Origin of the sequence: Gilliamella sp. HK2 (assembly GCF_001690265.1) — a bacterium.
GTDB lineage: Bacteria > Pseudomonadota > Gammaproteobacteria > Enterobacterales > Orbaceae > Gilliamella > Gilliamella apicola_C.
In genome coordinates this window covers 1-18,311 of the sequence record NZ_LZGV01000079.1, presented here as the reverse complement: position 1 = coordinate 18,311, position 18,311 = coordinate 1, and the positions used below count along the sequence as shown (strand labels likewise).

Sequence of the window (18,311 nt, the reverse complement as noted above, 5' to 3'; positions counted from 1 at the left end):
ATACCTCTCTTTGGTTTGGATCAATGTTTCGCTTATTTTGAGTGGTTTTTTAACTATATTTTAAATAAACCCCATATTCTTCATTTCAGTTAGGTGCTCGGGTTGATAACGAGCCATGCCCGTTTTCATTAAATCAAAACCTAAATTTTTATAAAACTCGACAGTTTGTGGGTGAGTATAAAGGATGATATTACAGTGTTGTACTCGCTCAACGAGTTTATCAACAATCAGCCTTCCATATTGTTGCCCATGGAGGCGTTTTACCAATGCAATGTTATATATTGCAGCTTGGCAAATACCATCAGATAATGCACGCCCTACGCCAACAACTCGATCTTTTTCCAGTAAAAATACCACAGCATAACTATTTCGAAACACCTGTTCTTGTGTCTTTGCGTCAAATGAGCTTAATCCATAAAAAGTCAGCAAATCAGCAACATCTTGCCAATTAATATCTTCACAATGTTGTTGAATAACAATTTTCATTCATGCTCCATTTATTAAATTTCGTAATCAATTTGCCCTGTTGAATAATATCTCGCTAAAAAATCTTTTGTTCTTTGTTGCGTCGGATTTGCAAATATCTGCTGTGGTGAACCATCTTCAATGATTTTGCCTTTATCTAAAAATAGCACTCTAGTTGCAATATCATGCACAAAACTCATTTCATGAGAAACTAAAATCATAGTAACGCCTGATTTAGCAGCTATTTTTATTGTTGCTAATACTTCACCCACTAACTCGGGATCAAGCGCTGAGGTTGGCTCATCAAGTAATAAGACTTTTGGCTCCATAGCTAATGCTCGAGCAATGGCAACTCGTTGCTGTTGCCCACCAGATAATTGTTTGGGATAGTGATAGATTCGTTCGCCGAGTCCTACTTGCACTAGTTTTTCGTGTGCTATCTGTTGTGCTTTATCCTTTGAGTATTTTTTGACAACAATTAGCCCTTCCATCACATTTTCTAAGGCATTTTTTTGTTGAAATAGATTGAATTGTTGAAATACCATTGCCGATTGTTGGCGAAATGTAACAATTTCATGTCTTTTTATACAACTCACATCAAGTTGAAAATTATCAATGCGAATCTTACCTTGCTTTGGCTTTTCTAATAAATTTAAACATCTCAAAAGCGTTGACTTACCCGCACCAGAAGCCCCAATAATCGCCACAATTTCAGCAGGGTGAATGTGAAAATTAAGGTGATTTAATATAAGATTATGATGAAAAGACAAGGTTAAATTTTGCACACTAATCATAATAATTTTCCTCGGCGATAACTTGGGGTGTTCGCACAATCAGAAATGGTTAAGCGCTTTTCCAAATATTTGACAATTAGTTCAATGATGATGGTTAAGACCCAATAAATTAATGCCAATGAAATATAAACTTCAAAATAACGGTAACTATGCCCTGCTAAGGTTTTGCCTCTGCCAGTCATTTCTGTGACTGAGCAGACAAACGCTAACGATGTACCTTTTAACAAACCAATCATTGCGTTACCTAAATTGGGCAATGCCACAATAAAAGCTTCAGGAATGACAATTCGACGTAACAACTGACTATAGGTCATGCCTAATGATTGGGCTGCTTCAATCTGTCCTTTATTAACAGACTGCAATGCCGCACGTATTGTTTCTGAATTATAAGCCGCCTCGTTGAAAGAAAATGCAATTAATACAAAAAGCATTGGGGGTATGCCATTGATATTATAATCAGTGCCATAAAAATAATTGATATAACGTAATAGAATGGGGATGCCATAAAAACTTAAATAGAGTTGCACCAATAATGGCGTGCCTCTGATAAAAGAGACAAAAACCGTCGCTATCGGTGATAATATTGGTATTTTATTCATTTTGACGATAGCAATCATTAACCCTAGAATGATGCCAAGTAGCATCGAGAAAAAGGTAATAAAAAGTGTTACAGGCAAGTAAGCAAGTAACGTTGGAATTTGGGTAAAAATCAATCCGACATCCAATATATTTGGCATTATAATTATCCCATTAAAATTATTGACTTGAACTAATCTGTTTGTCCCTGTTGTGTGGTGTATGCCAATTATTGACATCAGGCCCCAAAGGCAAAATGTCATAGGGATTATGCGCGCTATCTCCTAAAAAGTAGCCTTTTTTGATTGCCTGAAAATCCGTTGTTTCGCCAAAAGCAGGTATTTGATAAAGATCTCGAGCATAGGCCCATAAGTTAGGATAGTCGATAATCCGATTACGATTGGTTTTAAAAGCGCAATAGTAGGCAACATCAAATCGAGCCAAAGTAACATAAAGGCGAATATCAGAATCCGTAATTTGATCACCAAATAGGTAACGTGATTGGCTCAAACGCTGTTCCAATTTATCTAATTGATTAAAGACAAGATGATATGCATCTTCATAGGCTTTTTGCGTGCGTGCAAAACCCGCTTTATACACACCATTATTCACTTCATGAAATATTACATCATTTAGTGCGTCAATATCAGCACGTAATTTTTCAGGATAAAGGTCTGGAGCGCCAGTTTTATGAAAAGATTTAAATGCTGTTTCCCAATAATAAGTAAGCTTAAAATAATCATTATTGACAACTTTGCCTGTCTTAATATCAACCACCGTTGGCACTGTTGCTCTTTCTTCATATAGTGGATCGGTTGAAGCATAGATTTCAGGTAAATAGCGGATACCAAGCACAGGATCAACACCGCCAGCATCCAGTGAAAATTCCCAGCCCTTATTCGTTCTAATTGGGTTTACTTTACCTACACTGATGACATTGTCTAATCCCAATAATTTGATAGCAATCATTGAGCGATGTGCCCAAGGGCATATCGCGGCCCAAATTAAACGGTAACGACCAGCTTCAACAGGTAACTGTCCGGGTTTATCGCCAAATGGTGTGTCAAAGCGGTTTGCTTGGCGAACAAATGCCCCATTTTTGTCAATCTCATTATTTTCATTAGTAGCAATTTTTTCTATAGCTAAAGACATATGCTTACCTCTTATTATTTGGTACTGCAAAATGCAACTATCTGACAACTTAGTTCAATCTAACATCAAATATTTCGCAGATAAAATAACAAATAAGCATATTTATATAATTATCAATTATATAGAAGATAAGTTACGGTATAAAAATTGCCTTAATTAGGTTAACTATTTTCCTAAACGTTTATATAGCCTTTCAGGGCGGCCAATTTTGCCGTGATTAAGCTCGACCGTTAATAATTTTATTTGAACACAATACTCTAAGTATCGTCTGGCTGTTGTTTTACTAATATTGGCTTTTTCAACTATTTCATCAACGGTTAGTACGCTATCGGTCTGCATAAAAATGTCTTTCACTTTCTGTAAAGTGATTTCTTCAATACCTTTTGAGTGTCGATTCATGTTCACAAAGTCTTTTGTTTGTAAATTGAAAAGCTCATCAATTTTTCGTTGGTTGACATGTTTTTGTAGGCTTTGTCGATACAAAAAGAGTTCAAAACGTTCAAGTGAATGTTTTAAACGTTGGTAAGAAACTGGTTTAATCAAATAATCAAAAGCACCGTAACGAATGGCTTTACTACACGTTTCCATATCACTTGCTGCTGTAATAAAAATTACATAACAATCTAAATGATTATTAATAATATATTCAAATAATTCAATTCCTTTTCCATCAGGCAAATAATTATCCAGTAAAATCAATGTTGGTTTGAGTCTTTCAACCATGATTTTAGCTTCTTCTAGATTGGAAGCGATACCTATGACTTTAACTCTTGTATCTTTTTGAATAAATTCTGCATTTAACTCAGCTAGTATTGGCTCATCTTCGATAATAAGCACTTTAATGATATCTTCTTGAAACTCGTTCATATAATTACCTTTTATTATTTAGGGATAAATACAGAAAAAATGGTTCCATAGGGGATATTATCTTCAAATGTAATATAACCATTGGCCTTTTTTATGTAAGTTGAAACAAGGTGTAAACCAATACCATGTTCTTTACCCTCTTGTGATGTGACACCGGGTTCAAAAATTGAATTACGAATACTTTTATCAACACCACAACCTTGATCAGTCACTTCTAATACAATTTCGTCTGTTGCATCACTAAGATATAAATAAATTGTTTTATCTCCAAGATCATTTTTCAAACTCGCATTAAAAGCATTATCAAGCAAGTTACCTAAAATTGACATAAATTCTGTTTCAGCCATAAGTAAGGGCAATTCACTTAATTGGCAGGCAGGATCAAATATTAAATTTAAGCCTAGCTCATGCGCTTTTGAATATTTACCGATTAATAAACCACATACAGCTGGAACCTTAAAATGTTCCGTAATAAAATCTAGATTACTTTGATTATCTGCAGAGTGTAATGCAATAAAAGATTGAGCTTCTTCATACCGTTTCATATAAATTAAACCTGATAACGTTGCCAACCAATTAAGATGCTCATGCCTTAATGCACGTAAATTATCAACATACTGCTTCACTTGTGTTAATTGCATACTTAATGTATTAATATCGTCAAAGTTACGGAAAGTAATAACCCAACCTTGAATTTTATTATCGATCACCACGCGAACTTTGTTTGCAATCACGATAATATTATTGAAGTAACAAATATGATCGTGTATGTCTTCTGTTTGACTTTCATTTCTAAAAATAAAATCGGTTGATTGAATAAACTCGCTTAAATTATGTTTATGTAGCTCATCATCACTTATTTTAATATTCAACATAGTGCGAGCTGATTGATTAATATTGATAATGTTATAACTCAGATCGATTGCAATAACACCTTCAAAAATAGATTCCATAATCGATTTTTGGCTTTTTACCAGTAATGCAATTGCTTTAGGCTCTAAATTAAACATCTGTTGTTTTATTGCTTTTGAAAAAAAATAAGAAAAAATAAATAACGCTAAAAACAATAATGAACAACAAATAATAAATGGTATAACTTGTTGTATATGCAGTGCATTAATATCATCAATCATATAACCGACTGAAACAATACCTATAATTTTACCGTTATCAACGATCGGCGCTTTACCTCTTAATGCTAAACCAAGAGAACCCTCACTAATTGTGATGCTACTATTACCATTAAGAACCTCTTTGTTATCGCCACCAATCATAGGCGAGTGTAAAGGGCTATTAGCCGTATGGAATAGACGATTAGCTTTTGCATCACCAATAACAATATAGCTAGCATCACTTTGTTCAAATATATCTACGATGAGGTCGGCTATTTTTGATGTATCTTTATCTTTGACATATTGGATTAAACTTGGTAAAACAGATAGCTCTTTTGCTTGGATTTGAGCTTTTTCGCCTAGGCTACGATATAAATTAGTTTCTATCGTATTCCAAATATAGCTCTGTAATAACGCAAGCACAATCAACGAAAAAAACAGCAGCGATAAAAAAAGCTTTGTTGTAAACGATAACTGAATTTTTTTTCGCATTTTACATTTACTTCTCAAATTAAATTAAAATAATTCTAACATAGCATTAAAAAACATATAGCCGTTAAAACCATAAAAACCACAGTTAATTTATGATTTACATCACAAAAATTTTATTAATTTTTTGTAAAGATATGCTTATTGAATTTGAATAAGTAAAATCATTTTGGAGAAAAAAATAAATGGCGGATTTCAAGTCACTTGAAAATAAACGTAATCAAAAAGAATCAACGAGTAAGCCCTTTGAAGAAAGGCTAACCGGTTGGCCATATAATTGGTGGCGCCTAATGGACAATTATAAAATTGGTGTCATTCCATTACCATTATTTATTATTGCAGGCATCCTTATCTTTAGTGAAGTATTAGTAACGGGTAAACTGCCTAGTGAAATTGTTGTCATGGTAGTGACTTGTGCTTTTTTTGGTTTTTTATGTGGTGAAATCGGTAAACGTTTACCTATCATTGGGAAAATGGGTGCTGCAGCAATTTGTGCAACCTTTATTCCATCAGCATTAGTTTATTATGGTATTCTTCCTAAACCAGTTGTTGAAGCTACAACAAAATTCTATAAAGATACGCATATTCTGTATTTATATATTTGTTGTATCATTGTGGGCAGCATTATGAATATGGATAAGAAAACCCTTATTCAAGGCTTCTTAAAAATCTTCGGTCCAATGGTTTGTGGTGAAATTGTTGGTATGATTGTTGGTGTTGGTGTTGGTTATTTACTTGGTTTAACGCCATTTGAAACATTCTTCTTCTTAGTATTACCTATTATGGCTGGTGGTGTTGGTGAGGGGGCGATCCCACTTTCAATTGGATATGCATCAATTTTAGGTATGGAGCAAGGTGAAGCACTTGGGCGCGTATTACCAATTGTTATGTTAGGTGGTTTAACGGGTATTATCTGTGGTGGCATTTTAAATCGCATCGGTAAAGTTTATCCACACTTAACAGGTAACGGTCGATTATTGCCTGCATCTGCAGATGATGAAGTTATGGATAAAAAAGCTGCTAAAACTGAATCTATTATTGATGTAACAACCTTTGCTTCAGGTGTATTGTTAGCCGCTATTCTTTATATGGTTGGTATGATTGGGCATAAAGTAACGGGTATTCCAGCACCAGTAGGAATGTTATTTGCTGCAGTTTTTGTTAAACTAATTTCTGGTGTTTCGCCTAAAGTATTAAGTGGTTCACAAGTTGTTTACAAATTTTTCCAAACCTCAGTTACCTATCCAATTTTATTTGCGGTAGGTGTGGCAATTACACCATGGGATAAAATTGTTGCAGCTTTCACTATTACAAACTTAATTGTTATTGTTTGTACTGTAGTTAGCCTAGTTACCACTGGTTTCTTTGTTGCTAAAAAACTTGGTATGTACCCAGTTGATGCAGCAGTTATCTCATGTTGCCAAAGTGGTCAAGGTGGAACAGGTGATGTGGCAATCTTAACAGCTGCAGAACGTATGGAACTTATGCCATTTGCACAAATTGCAACTCGTATTGGTGGTGCAATCAATGTATCTGTATCATTACTCATTCTCGGCAATTTCTTAGTATAGAATTTACATATTAACGAACAGCCTTGGTTTATACTAAGGTTGTTTATTTTTATTTCATATTTACTATCAACACCAACAGCTTTTAAGGAGTTTTCATGAAGCTTGTCAGTTATCTTGTCTCTGGTAGAGCAAGTTTTGGTCTTCTCACTCAAAATGGCATTATTGATTTAAAAGAAAAATTGGGCGATAAATACGTTGACTTAAAATCGCTACTTGCTGATGAGGAAGGGCTATCTATTGCCAAAACCTACCTAGATGCCCCAAGTGACATTGAAGAGCAAGACATTACTTATTTACCTGTTATTCCAAACCCAAACAAAATTTTATGTGTTGGTATGAATTATGCTGAAAAACGTGCAGAATTTAATGAAACCAGCTCTGCTCCTACGCTTTTTGTTCGTTTTCCAGATTCACAAACCGGTCATAAAACCAACATTATTAAACCAGCCATTACTAATGAATTGGATTATGAAGGCGAATTAGCTATTATTATTGGTAAAACTGGTTTTCGCATTAAACAAGAAGATGCGTTATCTTATGTAGCTGGTTATAGTTGTTATATGGATGGTTCTATTCGTGATTGGCAATATACCTGGTTTACCGCAGGTAAGAACTGGCCAAATACTGGTGCATTTGGCCCATGCATTACAACGCGCGATGAGATTCCAGATCCAAAAGCGCTTTCTTTAACCACCTATTTAAATGGGAAAGAAATGCAACATGATTCAATTAAGAATCTTGTGCATACTGTACCTGAATTAATTTCTTATATTAGTACTTTTACCCATTTATCTCCGGGAGATGTGATTCTTACTGGCTCACCAGGTGGTGTTGGTAAAAAACGCAATCCACCTGTATTTATGCAAGATGGTGATAAAATAGAAGTTGAAATCACGGGTATTGGTCGTTTAACCAATTATGTAGTAGCTGAAAAAAGGTAAACTCATGTACGATTTGGTTGATTACACGGTTATTGATATTTCTAAGTCAGAGCAAGATTATCAAGAAATTGAGCAGTTATTACTGCGATCTGATCTCAAGCTAGATCCACAAGTTACTCTTTTTGTTGTAGCGAAAATTAGCGCTAAAATTATAGCTTGTGCTGGTATTGATCGTGATATTATAAAATGTGTTGCTATTGATCCAGATTACCGTGGCAATCAACTAAATCTAACTTTAATGGATTACACAATAAAATATGCCAATGAAAATGGCTATTTTCACCTTTTTTTATATACCAAGCCTGAAAATATAGATTTTTTTAAAGGATGTGGTTTTTACCCTATTGTTGAAATTACAGGGCTAGTTGTTCTAATGGAAAACAATCCTGTTGGAATTAAGCAGTATTGTAAAAAGCTAAATGCACAACAAAAAGCAGGGAAAAAAATTGGTAGTATTGTAATGAATGCCAACCCTTTTACTAAAGGGCATCAATATCTTATCCAATATGCAGCAAGCCAATGTGATTGGTTGCATGTTTTTGTCGTCAATGAAAATGCTTCATTATTTTCATTTGATACACGCTTAAAGTTAGTTAAAGATGGCACTCAACAAATAAAAAATGTTACTGTGCATGCAAGCTCACCTTATATTATATCAAGAGCAACATTCCCAACTTACTTTCTAAAAGATAAGGCAAAAATTGATCGAGCTTATATGGGCATCGATTTACTTATATTCCGAAATTATATTGCTCCAACGCTTAATATTAACTATCGATTTGTTGGAACTGAACCCTATGATGAAGTCACCAAAGCTTATAATGAAGCGATGTGTTATTGGTTAGAAGATAAAACGATTAGTAATTGCCCTGCTATTACTGTTGTTGAAGTTCAGCGAATAACTGAAGGCGATACTATCATATCTGCCTCAGTCGTGAGAGAATTATTGGCATCTGAGCAATATGAACAGGTAAAAAAGTTAGTTCCATCGACAACATGGGATTACCTTTCAGCTAATTTGGATAAATTTAAAATTTAATACATTTTAAAAGGTAGCAAAATGAAAATACAAAAAGAAGCCATGGCAGGGACTCTTGAATCTAGCGATTTGTTAGTCAAAGTCATGCCAAACACGGGGATCGAAATTGTCATTAATAGTGATGTTAATAAACAATTTGGCGATCAAATCCGCGCGGTTGTTGAACAAACTTTAAATGAGCTTAATGTCACTGATGGTTTAATCATTATCGATGATAAAGGTGCACTGGATTGTGCTATTAAAGCAAGAATTCAATGTGCGGTATTACGTGGCGCAGAAGAAGAAAACTTAGATTGGAGTAAATTACTATGAAAAAATTACGTCGAAGTATGCTATTTCTTCCAGGTGCAAACGCTGCCATGTTGTCGACTTCGTTTGTTTATAAACCTGATTCAATTATGTTTGATCTTGAAGACGCCGTTTCAATTAAAGAAAAAGATTCAGCTCGTTTATTAGTTGCCCAAACATTACTGCTTCCTGTGTATAAAGAACACGGAATTGAAACAGTAGTTCGAATCAATGCACTTGATACTCCATTTGGCTTAAAAGACCTTGAGGCAGTAGTAAGAGCTGGCGTTGACGTTGTGCGCTTACCAATGACTAACTGTGCCGAAGATATCCATGAGTTAGAAGCGCACGTTGAAAGAATCGAAAAAGAGTGTGGACGTGAAGTTGGTAGCACCAAATTAATGGCTGCAATTGAATCGGCACAAGGTGTAGTTAATGCTGTTTCTATTGCTAAAGCTTCTCCACGTTTAATTGGTATTGCGTTAGCAGCATTTGATTATCTTGTTGATATGCAAACTGAGCGAGGTGATGGCACAGAGTTATTCTATGCTCGTTGTGCAGTACTACATGCAGCGCGTGTAGCCAAAATTGATGCTTTTGATGTGGTTTATTCTAATGTTAATGATGATGAAGGTTTCTTAAAAGAAGTCAGCTTAATTAAAAAATTAGGTTATAACGGTAAATCACTGATTAATCCAAGACAAATTGAGTTACTACATAACGCATATGCACCAACAGCGGCTGAAGTTGAACACGCCCAAAAAGTGGTTGAAGCAGCAGAAGAAGGTGAAAGAAAAGGTCTTGGCGTTATCTCTCTAAACGGCAAAATGATTGATGCACCGATTATTGCTCGTGCTAGAAAAGTTATTGAGCTAGCCAAGTATTCTGGTGTACGTAAAGAAATTTGATAGGATTGAAAAATGACTACTTCCATAAATAAAAAAATTGATGATTTGCTTAAACAGCATCCTGATCTCAAGAATATCACGCCATTTATTGACGCTAATGCCACGACTCCATATTTAAAAGATGAGTCTAAATATACGCGTAAATTGTGCGACTCTATTGAACAAGCAATCAAAAAATGTGAATTACGTGATGGTATGACTATTTCTTTCCATCATGCATTTCGTGAAGGCGATAAAGTTATCAACAAAGTAGTTGAAACTATTAGCAAATTAGGGATTAAAAATTTAACATTAGCATCAAGCTCACTATTAAGCTGTAATGCTGCACTGATTCCTCATATAGAATCAGGTGTGGTTACTAAAATTTATACCTCTGGTTTACGCGGTAAATTAGCCGATGCGATTTCTCATGGTTTAATGGAAAATCCTGTCCATATCCATTCTCATGGCGGGCGGGTAAAACTTATCCCAAACGGTGAAATTAAAATTGTTCTCGCCTTTTTAGCTGTATCGACAGCGGATGAGCAAGGTAATGCTAATGGTGTATCAGGCAAATCACAATGTGGTGCTCTTGGTTATGCGATGGTTGATGCACAATTTGCTAAAAAAGTGGTTTTATTGACTGAAGATATTGTTGGGTATCCTAATCATCCAGCAAGCATTCGTCAGGATCAAGTCGACTATATCGTTAAAGTGGATGAAGTCGGTGATCCAACAAAAATTAGCGTAGGTGCCGCACGAATTACAAGTAACCCTCGAGAGTTAATGATTGCTCGTTATGCCGCAGATGTTATTGAACATTCTGGGTATTTCAAAGATGGCTTTTCAATTCAAACAGGTTCAGGTGCCTCTTCAACTGCTGCCACTCGTTTCCTTGAGAACCGTATGCGCGCACAAAACATTACTGCATCGTTTGCATTAGGTGGTATTACAGCAAGCATTGTTGATTTGCATGAAAAAGGATTGGTTAAACGTTTATTAGATACGCAGAGCTTTGATGGCGCTGCTGGGCAATCTTTAGGGCGTAATAAAGATCATATTGAAGTATCAACTAATGTTTATGCAAACCCGGCATCTAAAGGGGCTAGCGTCGACGAGTTAGATATTGTGATTCTAAGTGCGCTAGAAATTGACCTCGATTTTAATGTTAATGTTTTAACTGGTTCTGATGGTGTTATGCGTGGTGCGTCAGGTGGTCACTGTGACACAGCTGCTGGTGCAAACTTAACAATTATTGTTGCACCATTAATTCGTAGTCGTATCCCTACTGTGATTAAAAAAGTAACAACAGTTGTAACGCCAGGGGAGAGTGTCGATGTTCTTGTTACTGACCATGGTATAGCTGTTAATCCTGCTCGTCCTGAAATTGCAGAGCGTTTAAAAGCAGCAAATTTACCAGTCATGAGTATTGAAGAGCTCTATCAACGCGCTGTTTCTTTAACTGGAGAACCAAAACCAATTGAATTCAAAGATAAAATCGTTGGTATTGTCCATTTCCGCGATGGCTCTGTTATTGATGTCGTTCGTGAAGTTAAAGATTAATTTTCGCTAACCTGCCAATATGACCATAGCCTGATATGTAAAAGTATCAGGCTATACTAATTTCTATTCTATATTACTTTTTATTCAATGAAAAAAATGTTGATTAAATTTTCTGATGGTACACCAATTAGCCTTGAACAAATGTTATTAGCCAAGGAACAGCGTGTAAAAAATCAAAAACAGGCGATAACATGTTATGAACAACCCATCATATCGTTAAGCTTAGTCATTCCTGGTACTATAAAAAACAGTAGTGGCGCACGTTATCTTTTTGATGAAGCAATTAAGGCTCTCCATCGCTGCTTTTTACAAAATGGTATCCTGATAATAAATGAACAGCATTATCATCATAAAACTGGTTCAGAGGCTATTATGGCTATAAAGTGTTCAGCTAATATGCTCAAACAATATTGTATGGATATTGAAGATAATCACCCATTAGGGCGTTTGTGGGATATTGATGTTATTGACCCTATTACAAAAAAAAGTCTTTCACGTTCGCAATTTGAAGATCAACCAAGGCAATGTTTAGTTTGTCATGAAGTAGCAAAAGTATGTGCTCGAGCTAAACGGCATTCTGCTAGCGAAATTTTTAAGGTAATTGAAGAAAAGATTGAAAATTTCAGAAAAAATATAGAGTACGCAAAAACAAGTCATAAATAAAGGGTTGATGAAATCATATAACAACGATAGCCATCAACCTTATTCATATTTTAGACTTAAATTAAATGTTCTCAAGCGCTTGCTGTAAATCTTTCAGTAAGTCAGCAATATCTTCCAAACCAACGGAAATTCGCAATAATTGATCTGATATACCTGCTGTTTTTCGTGCTTCAGCACTAATCCCTGAATGTGTCATAGTTGCAGGATGGCATACAAGGCTTTCAACACCGCCGAGCGATTGAGCTAAGGTAAAAATATTAAGTGCCTTTAAAAATTTCGGCATTACATCATCATCGCCAGCTAATTCAAAACTTAGCAAAGAACCAAAACCTTTTTGTTGCTTTTTAGCTATATCATGCCCAAGGTTTGAAGATAACGATGGATGGTAAACTTTTGCTATTTTAGGGTGATTAACTAAAAAATCTACAACTTTTTGGGCGTTATCCTGCTGTACTGCTACTCTAGCAGCAAGGGTCCGTAATCCACGCAATAATAGATAACTATCAAATGATGAAGTAAGTGTACCAATATTGTTTGCCCACCATAATACTTCTGTAGCGAGTTGTTGATCTTTAAAAACTAAAATGCCAGCAAGTAAATCCGAATGCCCGTTTAAAAATTTGGTACAAGAATGGGTAACAATATCAGCACCAAGTTCTAATGGTTTTTGCAAAATAGGCGTCATAAAGGTATTATCGACTAAAACCAAAGCGCCAACGTTATGTGCTTGCTGCGCAATTTCTTTAATATCTACAACTCGGAGCAAGGGGTTGCTTGGTGTTTCAATTAATACTAATTTAGGATGTAAACTCAATGTTTCTTGCAATGCGGCAGGATCAGATTGATCAACGAATTTTACTTTAAAGTAGCCTTTTTGGCTTAAACTATTAAAAAGCCGATAGCTGCCACCATAACAATCATGAGGAGCAACAACTACATCGTTTGGTGCTAACAAGGCAACACTAATAAGGTGGATGGCAGACATACCGCAGTTAGTTAAAATAGCATCTACACCACCTTCTAATTTTGCAACTGTTTGCTCGACTAAGCGGCGGCTTGGATTTGCTTTTCTTGCATAGTCAAACTCTCTTGGCTTAGCAAATTCTTCATAACGATAACAAGTAGATGGAGTGATAACTGGTACAACACTGCCATATTGCTCATCAGTATTGAGTCCACCACGAACAGCAATGGTTCCTTGGCTTAATTTGTTAAATTGATTAGCCATAATAACCTTCCTCTAAATAGTACTTTGTTTAGCTCAAGAATAGATTGTATAAGAATAACACATTACAAAAAGACGTCAACATGTCTAGACGTCTAACTATCTTGGTGTGTAGATTGCAGCAAAATCAAAAAAACGTTAAAATTACCCACATTATTTATGATGTAATTTGGTGAAAATATTATGGAATGGAATGGCGAGTATATCAGCCCCTATGCAGAGCATGGCAAAAAAAGCGAGCAAGTAAAAAAAATCACAGTGTCGATTCCGTTAAAAGTATTAAAAATATTGACTGATGAGCGCACTCGCCGACAAGTTAATAATTTACGTCATGCAACAAATAGCGAATTATTATGTGAAGCTTTTCTTCATGCTTATACTGGTCAACCATTACCTTGCGATAATGATTTACAAAAAGATCGTGAAGACGGTATTCCTGAACAAGCTCAGAAAATGATGCGAGATTTAGGTATTGATCCTAACTTACTTGATGAGTAAGTGCTGACTAAATAATCAACAATACTTAAAATAATCAATATTCAAAAACAACAAAAGGCGCATTATGCGCCTTTTATTTACTAAGCGTTAAAAATTATTTTTTACCGCCAACCATAGCAAAACGTTGCTTGAATTTATCTACACGACCGCCAGTTGCAACATCACGTTGTTTACCAGTATAGAATGGGTGGCACTCACCACATACGTCAAGATGAATATCATGACCAATAGTCGAATGAGTTTTAATAACATTACCACAAGAGCAAGTTGCGCTAATTGCAGTATATTCTGGATGGATACCTTCTTTCATAATAAACCTCTGTAGTCTGTTTGTGTCGCTATATAAATGGCTATAAAGCAAAATTTATACACCACACAAGTGTTAAAAAACATGATAAGGTTGCGAATTATACGACCAATGGCTGTTATAATCAAGCCATAAAAAAACAATCAGACTGATAGCTGGCCAATTGTGACTTGCAGTTCAATTTTTTCACCATTTCGCAAAACTATAATGGGGACAATCGTTCCTGGTTTCAACTCAGCGATTTGATCCATTGTTTCCACAATAGATTTAACTGGCTTATTATTTACCATAATTAAGATATCATTAGCCAGAACACCTGCTTGTAACGAAGGACCTTCTGTATTGGTAACTAAAATACCTAATACTATTGGTATCTCACTTGGGTTTTGCGTTGGAGCAAATTCTAATCCATCAATACCTATATAACCTCGAATAATTTTGCCATCCTGAATCAATTTATTCATGATCTTTACAGCTAAAGAAGCTGGAATTGCAAATCCAATACCCTCAGGAATATCATTACCTAGGTTTTTTGCAAAGGTGAGGGTATTAATTCCCATTAATTCACCTTTGGTATTAACTAGCGCTCCTCCAGAATTACCATGATTAATTGATGCGTCAGTTTGTATAAAATTCTGTCTTCTATACGGACTTAACCCATCACGACCTGTAGCACTAATAATACCTTGTGTTATTGTTTGCCCTATATTGTAAGGATTGCCTATAGCTAACACAACATCTCCAATTTTGGGCTCACGCTGGGGATTAATGAGTATAGTTGGAATATTAGAGGCATCTATTTTTAATACAGCAATATCAACAAGCTTATCAGAGCCTACTGATAAAGCCTCGAAAATTCGTCCATCTTGTAGTGCAACAATAATTTGTTCTGCATCCTCAACAACGTGATAATTAGTAATAATATATCCCTGTTTACTCATAATTACCCCAGAGCCAAGCGGAGTAATTGGGCTATCTTGAGACGTTTGGGAAACAGAATTAATCGAACGACTGTAAATGTTAACGACTGCTGGAGCAGCAACGTTGACAGCTCTAGAATAGCTTAGTGGACCATCGCTAAAAATTGATCCTGAAAAATTTACTTGATTTCCATTTCGTAACGTAGGAAAAACAATTAATAAGATAATAGCGAAAATAGTTCCAATTAATATTGACCATAGAATTTTCTTGAGCATTGGAATCAGAATGATAGAGGGAACAATGGTTAGAATTTTAACACATCTATATAAGGGTTAAAATGATGTTTTCATCGATGTCTAAACATCGATGAAATAAAGCAAAATAATTACCGTAAAATCAAATATAAGCGGCTATTGCCACGAATAATATTCAATGCAATTACAGATGGGCTACTATCAATAATTTTGCGAAGATCTGCAATATTAGTTACTCTTTCTTTATTAACCCCAGTAATAAGATCACCTTCTTGCAAGCTAAGTCGAGATGCTGGCGAGTTCTTAATGAGTTTTTCTATTAAAACGCCTTTTTGCCCTTTAATTTCCCCATTACTAAGTGTTGCACCATCAAGAGCTGTATGAAGTGATTTTGCTTCGGTTACTGCCTCATCACTGTTTTTGAGTTTTACCTCAACAGACATTTTTTTACCATCTCGAATTAAGCCTAATGTTACAGTTCGCCCTGCGCCTGTTGTTGCAATCTTTGCACGTAATTGAGCAAAACTATCAATAGGTTTACTGTCCATCGAAATAATGATATCGCCAGATTTAATTCCTGCAGCCTGCGCAGCTGAGTTTTCTATCACCTCACTAACAAAAGCGCCCTTTTGAACATCAACATCAAATGCTTTTGCTATATCTGATGTTAGCTCATTCCCTTTGATTCCTAACACGCCACGTTTAACTTCACCAAACTCAATAAGTTGCGAAGTTAAGCTTTTCACCATATTACTAGGAATAGCAAACCCGATACCTATATTCCCACCGTTTGGTGCAATAATCGCTGTATTAATACCAACAAGCTCACCATTTAAATTGATAAGTGCGCCTCCAGAGTTCCCTTGGTTAATTGAAGCATCTGTTTGGATAAAATTTTCGAAACCATTCATATTAAGCCCACTACGAGCCAAAGCAGAAATGATCCCCGAAGTAACCGTTTGACCAATGCCAAATGGATTACCAATCGCAACAGCATAATCGCCAACACGCAAATTATCCGAATCCGCCAATTTAATTGCCGTTAATTTTTTTGCATCGTCGATTTTAAGTAATGCAATATCACTTTGTGGATCTTTGCCGATTAATTTCGCTTTAAATTCATGCCCATCATTTAGAGCAACCGTAATTTTATCGGCACCATCAATAACATGATTATTGGTAACAACATAACCTTTTTCAGCATCAATAATCACACCTGATCCTAACCCTGTAAAAGATCTTGATTGACTATCAGGATAACCAAAAAATCGTCTAAATTCCTCAGGCATATTATTTTGCATTTGAGTAGTGCCTTCAACTTTAATACTAACAACGGAAGGCAATACCGTTTCTAGCATAGGTGCTAAACTGGGAAGCTGAGCACTGTTCTCAGTTGTCATAGAAGGAAAAGAAGCATAAGCATTCGGAAGCGTAGATAAACTTAGTCCTAAACTTAAAGCTAAAATACTTAGCAATTTTTTTCGATCTTTTAATGAATTAATCATCTTATAACTCTCGCTTTTACAAAAATTAATCTCTATAAAAATGCTTTGCCATTGGTTAACGGCGTATTAAACTATAATTGTTAAGATTTATTTTCATCTGTTTTAAATAAACCAGAAGAATTATCCGAATAGTCTCTAGGTTGCTTATCAAGCGTAATTTCTTTTGTTTCATCGGGATTAGAGCTAGAATCAAAATCCAAAGATGCAACGTTATCACTATCAATAAATTGACCAGAGCTTTCAGCCATATGTTGATAAAGACGGCGAAAATCTTTAGCCATATTATCCAATATTTCTGCACTATGAGAAAAATGTTTAGCAATCATTTGTTTTTGTGCTATTAATTCATCTTTTGTTTGATCTAACTCTTGTTTTACTTTGGCATATTTACGAGCTTTAGGGCTAATGACGCTTATAAAAATAAAACCAATAATAAAGCCGATTACTAATCCAATTATAAGATAAGTCAGCATATCTCTATCCATAATTCACTCCCTGTATTTTTAATATATATAATTTTATAAAATTGAAAATCAATTGCCAGCACTTATTTTGCATGGTTGGCAAGTTTTATCAATTGTTTTTTTAGCTTTTCTGGGGCATTTTCAGCTAATGCATATAAAAGCTTTGCACTTGCGGGCGTTATTACACTCGAAGCGAAAGACGATTTAGATTTCTGAAAATTACACTCCGCCAATTTTACAGAAATATTCGGATTAATCTGATATTGGATAGAAGATAAAGAAGGTAAGATACTTGTTCGTATGCTCGATATTAAATTACTTTGTTCATACTTCAATCTCGTCAACCAACCAGCTGAACTTACTTCTAAAATCAACACTCCATTCCGATAATTAGCAACTTTGCATTGTTGATTCAATGGTGATGGCAATAAATCGTTGATAGCCTTATCCAAAGTTCTTAATGCATTAGTTCTATCTTGAATCTTAGACAAACAAGAGGTTTTTGTCAAAATTGACGTTAATCTTTCTGGTTGGTTAAAACGCATATCTTGGCATCCTCTCTTTTCTCAATCAATAAAAATAAATTTCTTCTAAAAACCAAAAAAAGAATTAGCCTAATAATTTACCTTATTTATAATCAAAAGTCTTATTGAAAATAATTTATTTACAGTTTCTGCATAACTTTACGAAAAAGAAAACAATAATTAGTAATTATAAATAATAGATAAAA

At 35.1% G+C, this 18,311-nt stretch carries 19 protein-coding genes and 1 pseudogene; 8 read left to right on the top strand and 12 right to left on the bottom strand.

Going from position 1 to position 18,311, the window contains the following annotated elements; all coding sequences use genetic code 11:
* Positions 1-60: 60 nt before the first annotated feature.
* From A9G45_RS07215 to A9G45_RS07190, 6 genes are all read right to left on the bottom strand, one after another.
* The gene (locus A9G45_RS07215; protein WP_065567649.1) at positions 61-486 is read right to left on the bottom strand and encodes a GNAT family N-acetyltransferase; all 426 of its coding nucleotides are present in this window, start codon (positions 484-486) and stop codon (positions 61-63) included.
* Between the two features lie 14 nt (positions 487-500).
* Positions 501-1,259, bottom strand: coding sequence for an amino acid ABC transporter ATP-binding protein (locus A9G45_RS07210; protein WP_065567648.1), 759 nt, complete (start codon positions 1,257-1,259; stop codon positions 501-503).
* On the bottom strand, positions 1,256-1,996 hold the full coding sequence (locus A9G45_RS07205) for an amino acid ABC transporter permease (protein ID WP_065567647.1): 741 nt from the start codon (positions 1,994-1,996) through the stop codon (positions 1,256-1,258). The genes A9G45_RS07210 and A9G45_RS07205 overlap by 4 nt, the downstream gene beginning before the upstream one ends.
* 19 nt (positions 1,997-2,015) lie before the next feature.
* Positions 2,016-2,987 (bottom strand): glutathione S-transferase family protein, encoded by a 972-nt coding sequence (locus A9G45_RS07200; protein WP_065567646.1) that lies wholly within the window; start codon positions 2,985-2,987, stop codon positions 2,016-2,018.
* 165 nt (positions 2,988-3,152) lie between these two features.
* Positions 3,153-3,854: a response regulator gene (locus tag A9G45_RS07195; protein ID WP_065567645.1), complete on the bottom strand. Its 702-nt coding sequence runs from the start codon at positions 3,852-3,854 to the stop codon at positions 3,153-3,155.
* A 14-nt stretch (positions 3,855-3,868) separates the two neighbouring features.
* Positions 3,869-5,458, bottom strand: a complete 1,590-nt coding sequence (locus A9G45_RS07190) for an ATP-binding protein (RefSeq protein ID WP_065567644.1) — start codon at positions 5,456-5,458, stop codon at positions 3,869-3,871.
* Between the two features lie 275 nt (positions 5,459-5,733).
* Here A9G45_RS07190 and A9G45_RS07185 point away from each other — a divergent pair.
* The 7 genes and pseudogenes from A9G45_RS07185 to citX all read left to right on the top strand — a co-directional run.
* A pseudogene (locus A9G45_RS07185) lies at positions 5,734-7,026 on the top strand (2-hydroxycarboxylate transporter family protein); the annotation flags it as partial.
* 95 nt (positions 7,027-7,121) lie between these two features.
* Entirely contained in the window at positions 7,122-7,967 is an 846-nt protein-coding gene (locus tag A9G45_RS07180) for a fumarylacetoacetate hydrolase family protein (protein ID WP_065567643.1), read from the top strand.
* Positions 7,968-7,971: 4 nt separating this feature from the next.
* Complete coding sequence (gene citC, locus A9G45_RS07175) at positions 7,972-9,006, top strand: [citrate (pro-3S)-lyase] ligase (RefSeq protein WP_065567642.1); 1,035 nt, start codon at positions 7,972-7,974, stop codon at positions 9,004-9,006.
* Between the two features lie 21 nt (positions 9,007-9,027).
* The gene (gene citD, locus A9G45_RS07170) at positions 9,028-9,318 is read left to right on the top strand and encodes a citrate lyase acyl carrier protein (protein WP_065567641.1); all 291 of its coding nucleotides are present in this window, start codon (positions 9,028-9,030) and stop codon (positions 9,316-9,318) included.
* Positions 9,315-10,202: a citrate (pro-3S)-lyase subunit beta gene (gene citE / locus A9G45_RS07165; RefSeq protein WP_065567640.1), complete on the top strand. Its 888-nt coding sequence runs from the start codon at positions 9,315-9,317 to the stop codon at positions 10,200-10,202. The genes citD and citE overlap by 4 nt, the downstream gene beginning before the upstream one ends.
* Positions 10,203-10,214: 12 nt before the next feature.
* Positions 10,215-11,744 (top strand): citrate lyase subunit alpha, encoded by a 1,530-nt coding sequence (citF, locus tag A9G45_RS07160; protein WP_065572386.1) that lies wholly within the window; start codon positions 10,215-10,217, stop codon positions 11,742-11,744.
* 96 nt (positions 11,745-11,840) lie between these two features.
* Positions 11,841-12,407: a citrate lyase holo-[acyl-carrier protein] synthase gene (gene citX, locus A9G45_RS07155; protein ID WP_065567778.1), complete on the top strand. Its 567-nt coding sequence runs from the start codon at positions 11,841-11,843 to the stop codon at positions 12,405-12,407.
* Positions 12,408-12,468: 61 nt separating this feature from the next.
* On the opposite strand, the gene metB is transcribed toward citX, so the two are convergent.
* The gene (metB, locus tag A9G45_RS07150; protein ID WP_065567638.1) at positions 12,469-13,635 is read right to left on the bottom strand and encodes a cystathionine gamma-synthase; all 1,167 of its coding nucleotides are present in this window, start codon (positions 13,633-13,635) and stop codon (positions 12,469-12,471) included.
* A gap of 177 nt (positions 13,636-13,812) precedes the next feature.
* On the opposite strand from metB, the gene metJ reads away from it, so the two are divergent.
* Entirely contained in the window at positions 13,813-14,130 is a 318-nt protein-coding gene (metJ, locus tag A9G45_RS07145) for a met regulon transcriptional regulator MetJ (protein WP_065567637.1), read from the top strand.
* Between the two features lie 94 nt (positions 14,131-14,224).
* Here metJ and rpmE read toward each other — a convergent pair whose 3' ends face one another.
* The 5 genes from rpmE to A9G45_RS07120 all read right to left on the bottom strand — a co-directional run bounded on the left by rpmE (position 14,225) and on the right by A9G45_RS07120 (position 18,126).
* Complete coding sequence (rpmE, locus tag A9G45_RS07140; RefSeq protein ID WP_065567636.1) at positions 14,225-14,440, bottom strand: 50S ribosomal protein L31; 216 nt, start codon at positions 14,438-14,440, stop codon at positions 14,225-14,227.
* Between the two features lie 140 nt (positions 14,441-14,580).
* Entirely contained in the window at positions 14,581-15,633 is a 1,053-nt protein-coding gene (degS, locus tag A9G45_RS07135; protein WP_065567635.1) for an outer membrane-stress sensor serine endopeptidase DegS, read from the bottom strand.
* Positions 15,634-15,743: 110 nt separating this feature from the next.
* Entirely contained in the window at positions 15,744-17,117 is a 1,374-nt protein-coding gene (locus A9G45_RS07130; RefSeq protein ID WP_065567634.1) for a Do family serine endopeptidase, read from the bottom strand.
* A gap of 80 nt (positions 17,118-17,197) precedes the next feature.
* Positions 17,198-17,602, bottom strand: a complete 405-nt coding sequence (locus A9G45_RS07125; protein ID WP_065567633.1) for a YhcB family protein — start codon at positions 17,600-17,602, stop codon at positions 17,198-17,200.
* Positions 17,603-17,664: 62 nt separating this feature from the next.
* Complete coding sequence (locus tag A9G45_RS07120) at positions 17,665-18,126, bottom strand: DUF721 domain-containing protein (RefSeq protein ID WP_065567632.1); 462 nt, start codon at positions 18,124-18,126, stop codon at positions 17,665-17,667.
* Positions 18,127-18,311 lie beyond the last annotated feature (185 nt).

What these genes read in the sequence shown, in the direction of transcription:
- A9G45_RS07215 (WP_065567649.1), bottom strand. Translation starts at nt 486, where the DNA reads ATGAAAATTGTTATTCAACAACATTGTGAAGATATTAATTGGCAAGAT.
- A9G45_RS07210 (WP_065567648.1), bottom strand. Translation starts at nt 1,259, where the DNA reads ATGATTAGTGTGCAAAATTTAACCTTGTCTTTTCATCATAATCTTATA.
- A9G45_RS07205 (WP_065567647.1), bottom strand. Translation starts at nt 1,996, where the DNA reads ATGCCAAATATATTGGATGTCGGATTGATTTTTACCCAAATTCCAACG.
- A9G45_RS07200 (WP_065567646.1), bottom strand. Translation starts at nt 2,987, where the DNA reads ATGTCTTTAGCTATAGAAAAAATTGCTACTAATGAAAATAATGAGATT.
- A9G45_RS07195 (WP_065567645.1), bottom strand. Translation starts at nt 3,854, where the DNA reads ATGAACGAGTTTCAAGAAGATATCATTAAAGTGCTTATTATCGAAGAT.
- A9G45_RS07190 (WP_065567644.1), bottom strand. Translation starts at nt 5,458, where the DNA reads ATGCGAAAAAAAATTCAGTTATCGTTTACAACAAAGCTTTTTTTATCG.
- A9G45_RS07180 (WP_065567643.1), top strand. Translation starts at nt 7,122, where the DNA reads ATGAAGCTTGTCAGTTATCTTGTCTCTGGTAGAGCAAGTTTTGGTCTT.
- citC (WP_065567642.1), top strand. Translation starts at nt 7,972, where the DNA reads ATGTACGATTTGGTTGATTACACGGTTATTGATATTTCTAAGTCAGAG.
- citD (WP_065567641.1), top strand. Translation starts at nt 9,028, where the DNA reads ATGAAAATACAAAAAGAAGCCATGGCAGGGACTCTTGAATCTAGCGAT.
- citE (WP_065567640.1), top strand. Translation starts at nt 9,315, where the DNA reads ATGAAAAAATTACGTCGAAGTATGCTATTTCTTCCAGGTGCAAACGCT.
- citF (WP_065572386.1), top strand. Translation starts at nt 10,215, where the DNA reads ATGACTACTTCCATAAATAAAAAAATTGATGATTTGCTTAAACAGCAT.
- citX (WP_065567778.1), top strand. Translation starts at nt 11,841, where the DNA reads ATGTTGATTAAATTTTCTGATGGTACACCAATTAGCCTTGAACAAATG.
- metB (WP_065567638.1), bottom strand. Translation starts at nt 13,635, where the DNA reads ATGGCTAATCAATTTAACAAATTAAGCCAAGGAACCATTGCTGTTCGT.
- rpmE (WP_065567636.1), bottom strand. Translation starts at nt 14,440, where the DNA reads ATGAAAGAAGGTATCCATCCAGAATATACTGCAATTAGCGCAACTTGC.
- degS (WP_065567635.1), bottom strand. Translation starts at nt 15,633, where the DNA reads ATGCTCAAGAAAATTCTATGGTCAATATTAATTGGAACTATTTTCGCT.
- A9G45_RS07130 (WP_065567634.1), bottom strand. Translation starts at nt 17,117, where the DNA reads ATGATTAATTCATTAAAAGATCGAAAAAAATTGCTAAGTATTTTAGCT.
- A9G45_RS07125 (WP_065567633.1), bottom strand. Translation starts at nt 17,602, where the DNA reads ATGGATAGAGATATGCTGACTTATCTTATAATTGGATTAGTAATCGGC.
- A9G45_RS07120 (WP_065567632.1), bottom strand. Translation starts at nt 18,126, where the DNA reads ATGCGTTTTAACCAACCAGAAAGATTAACGTCAATTTTGACAAAAACC.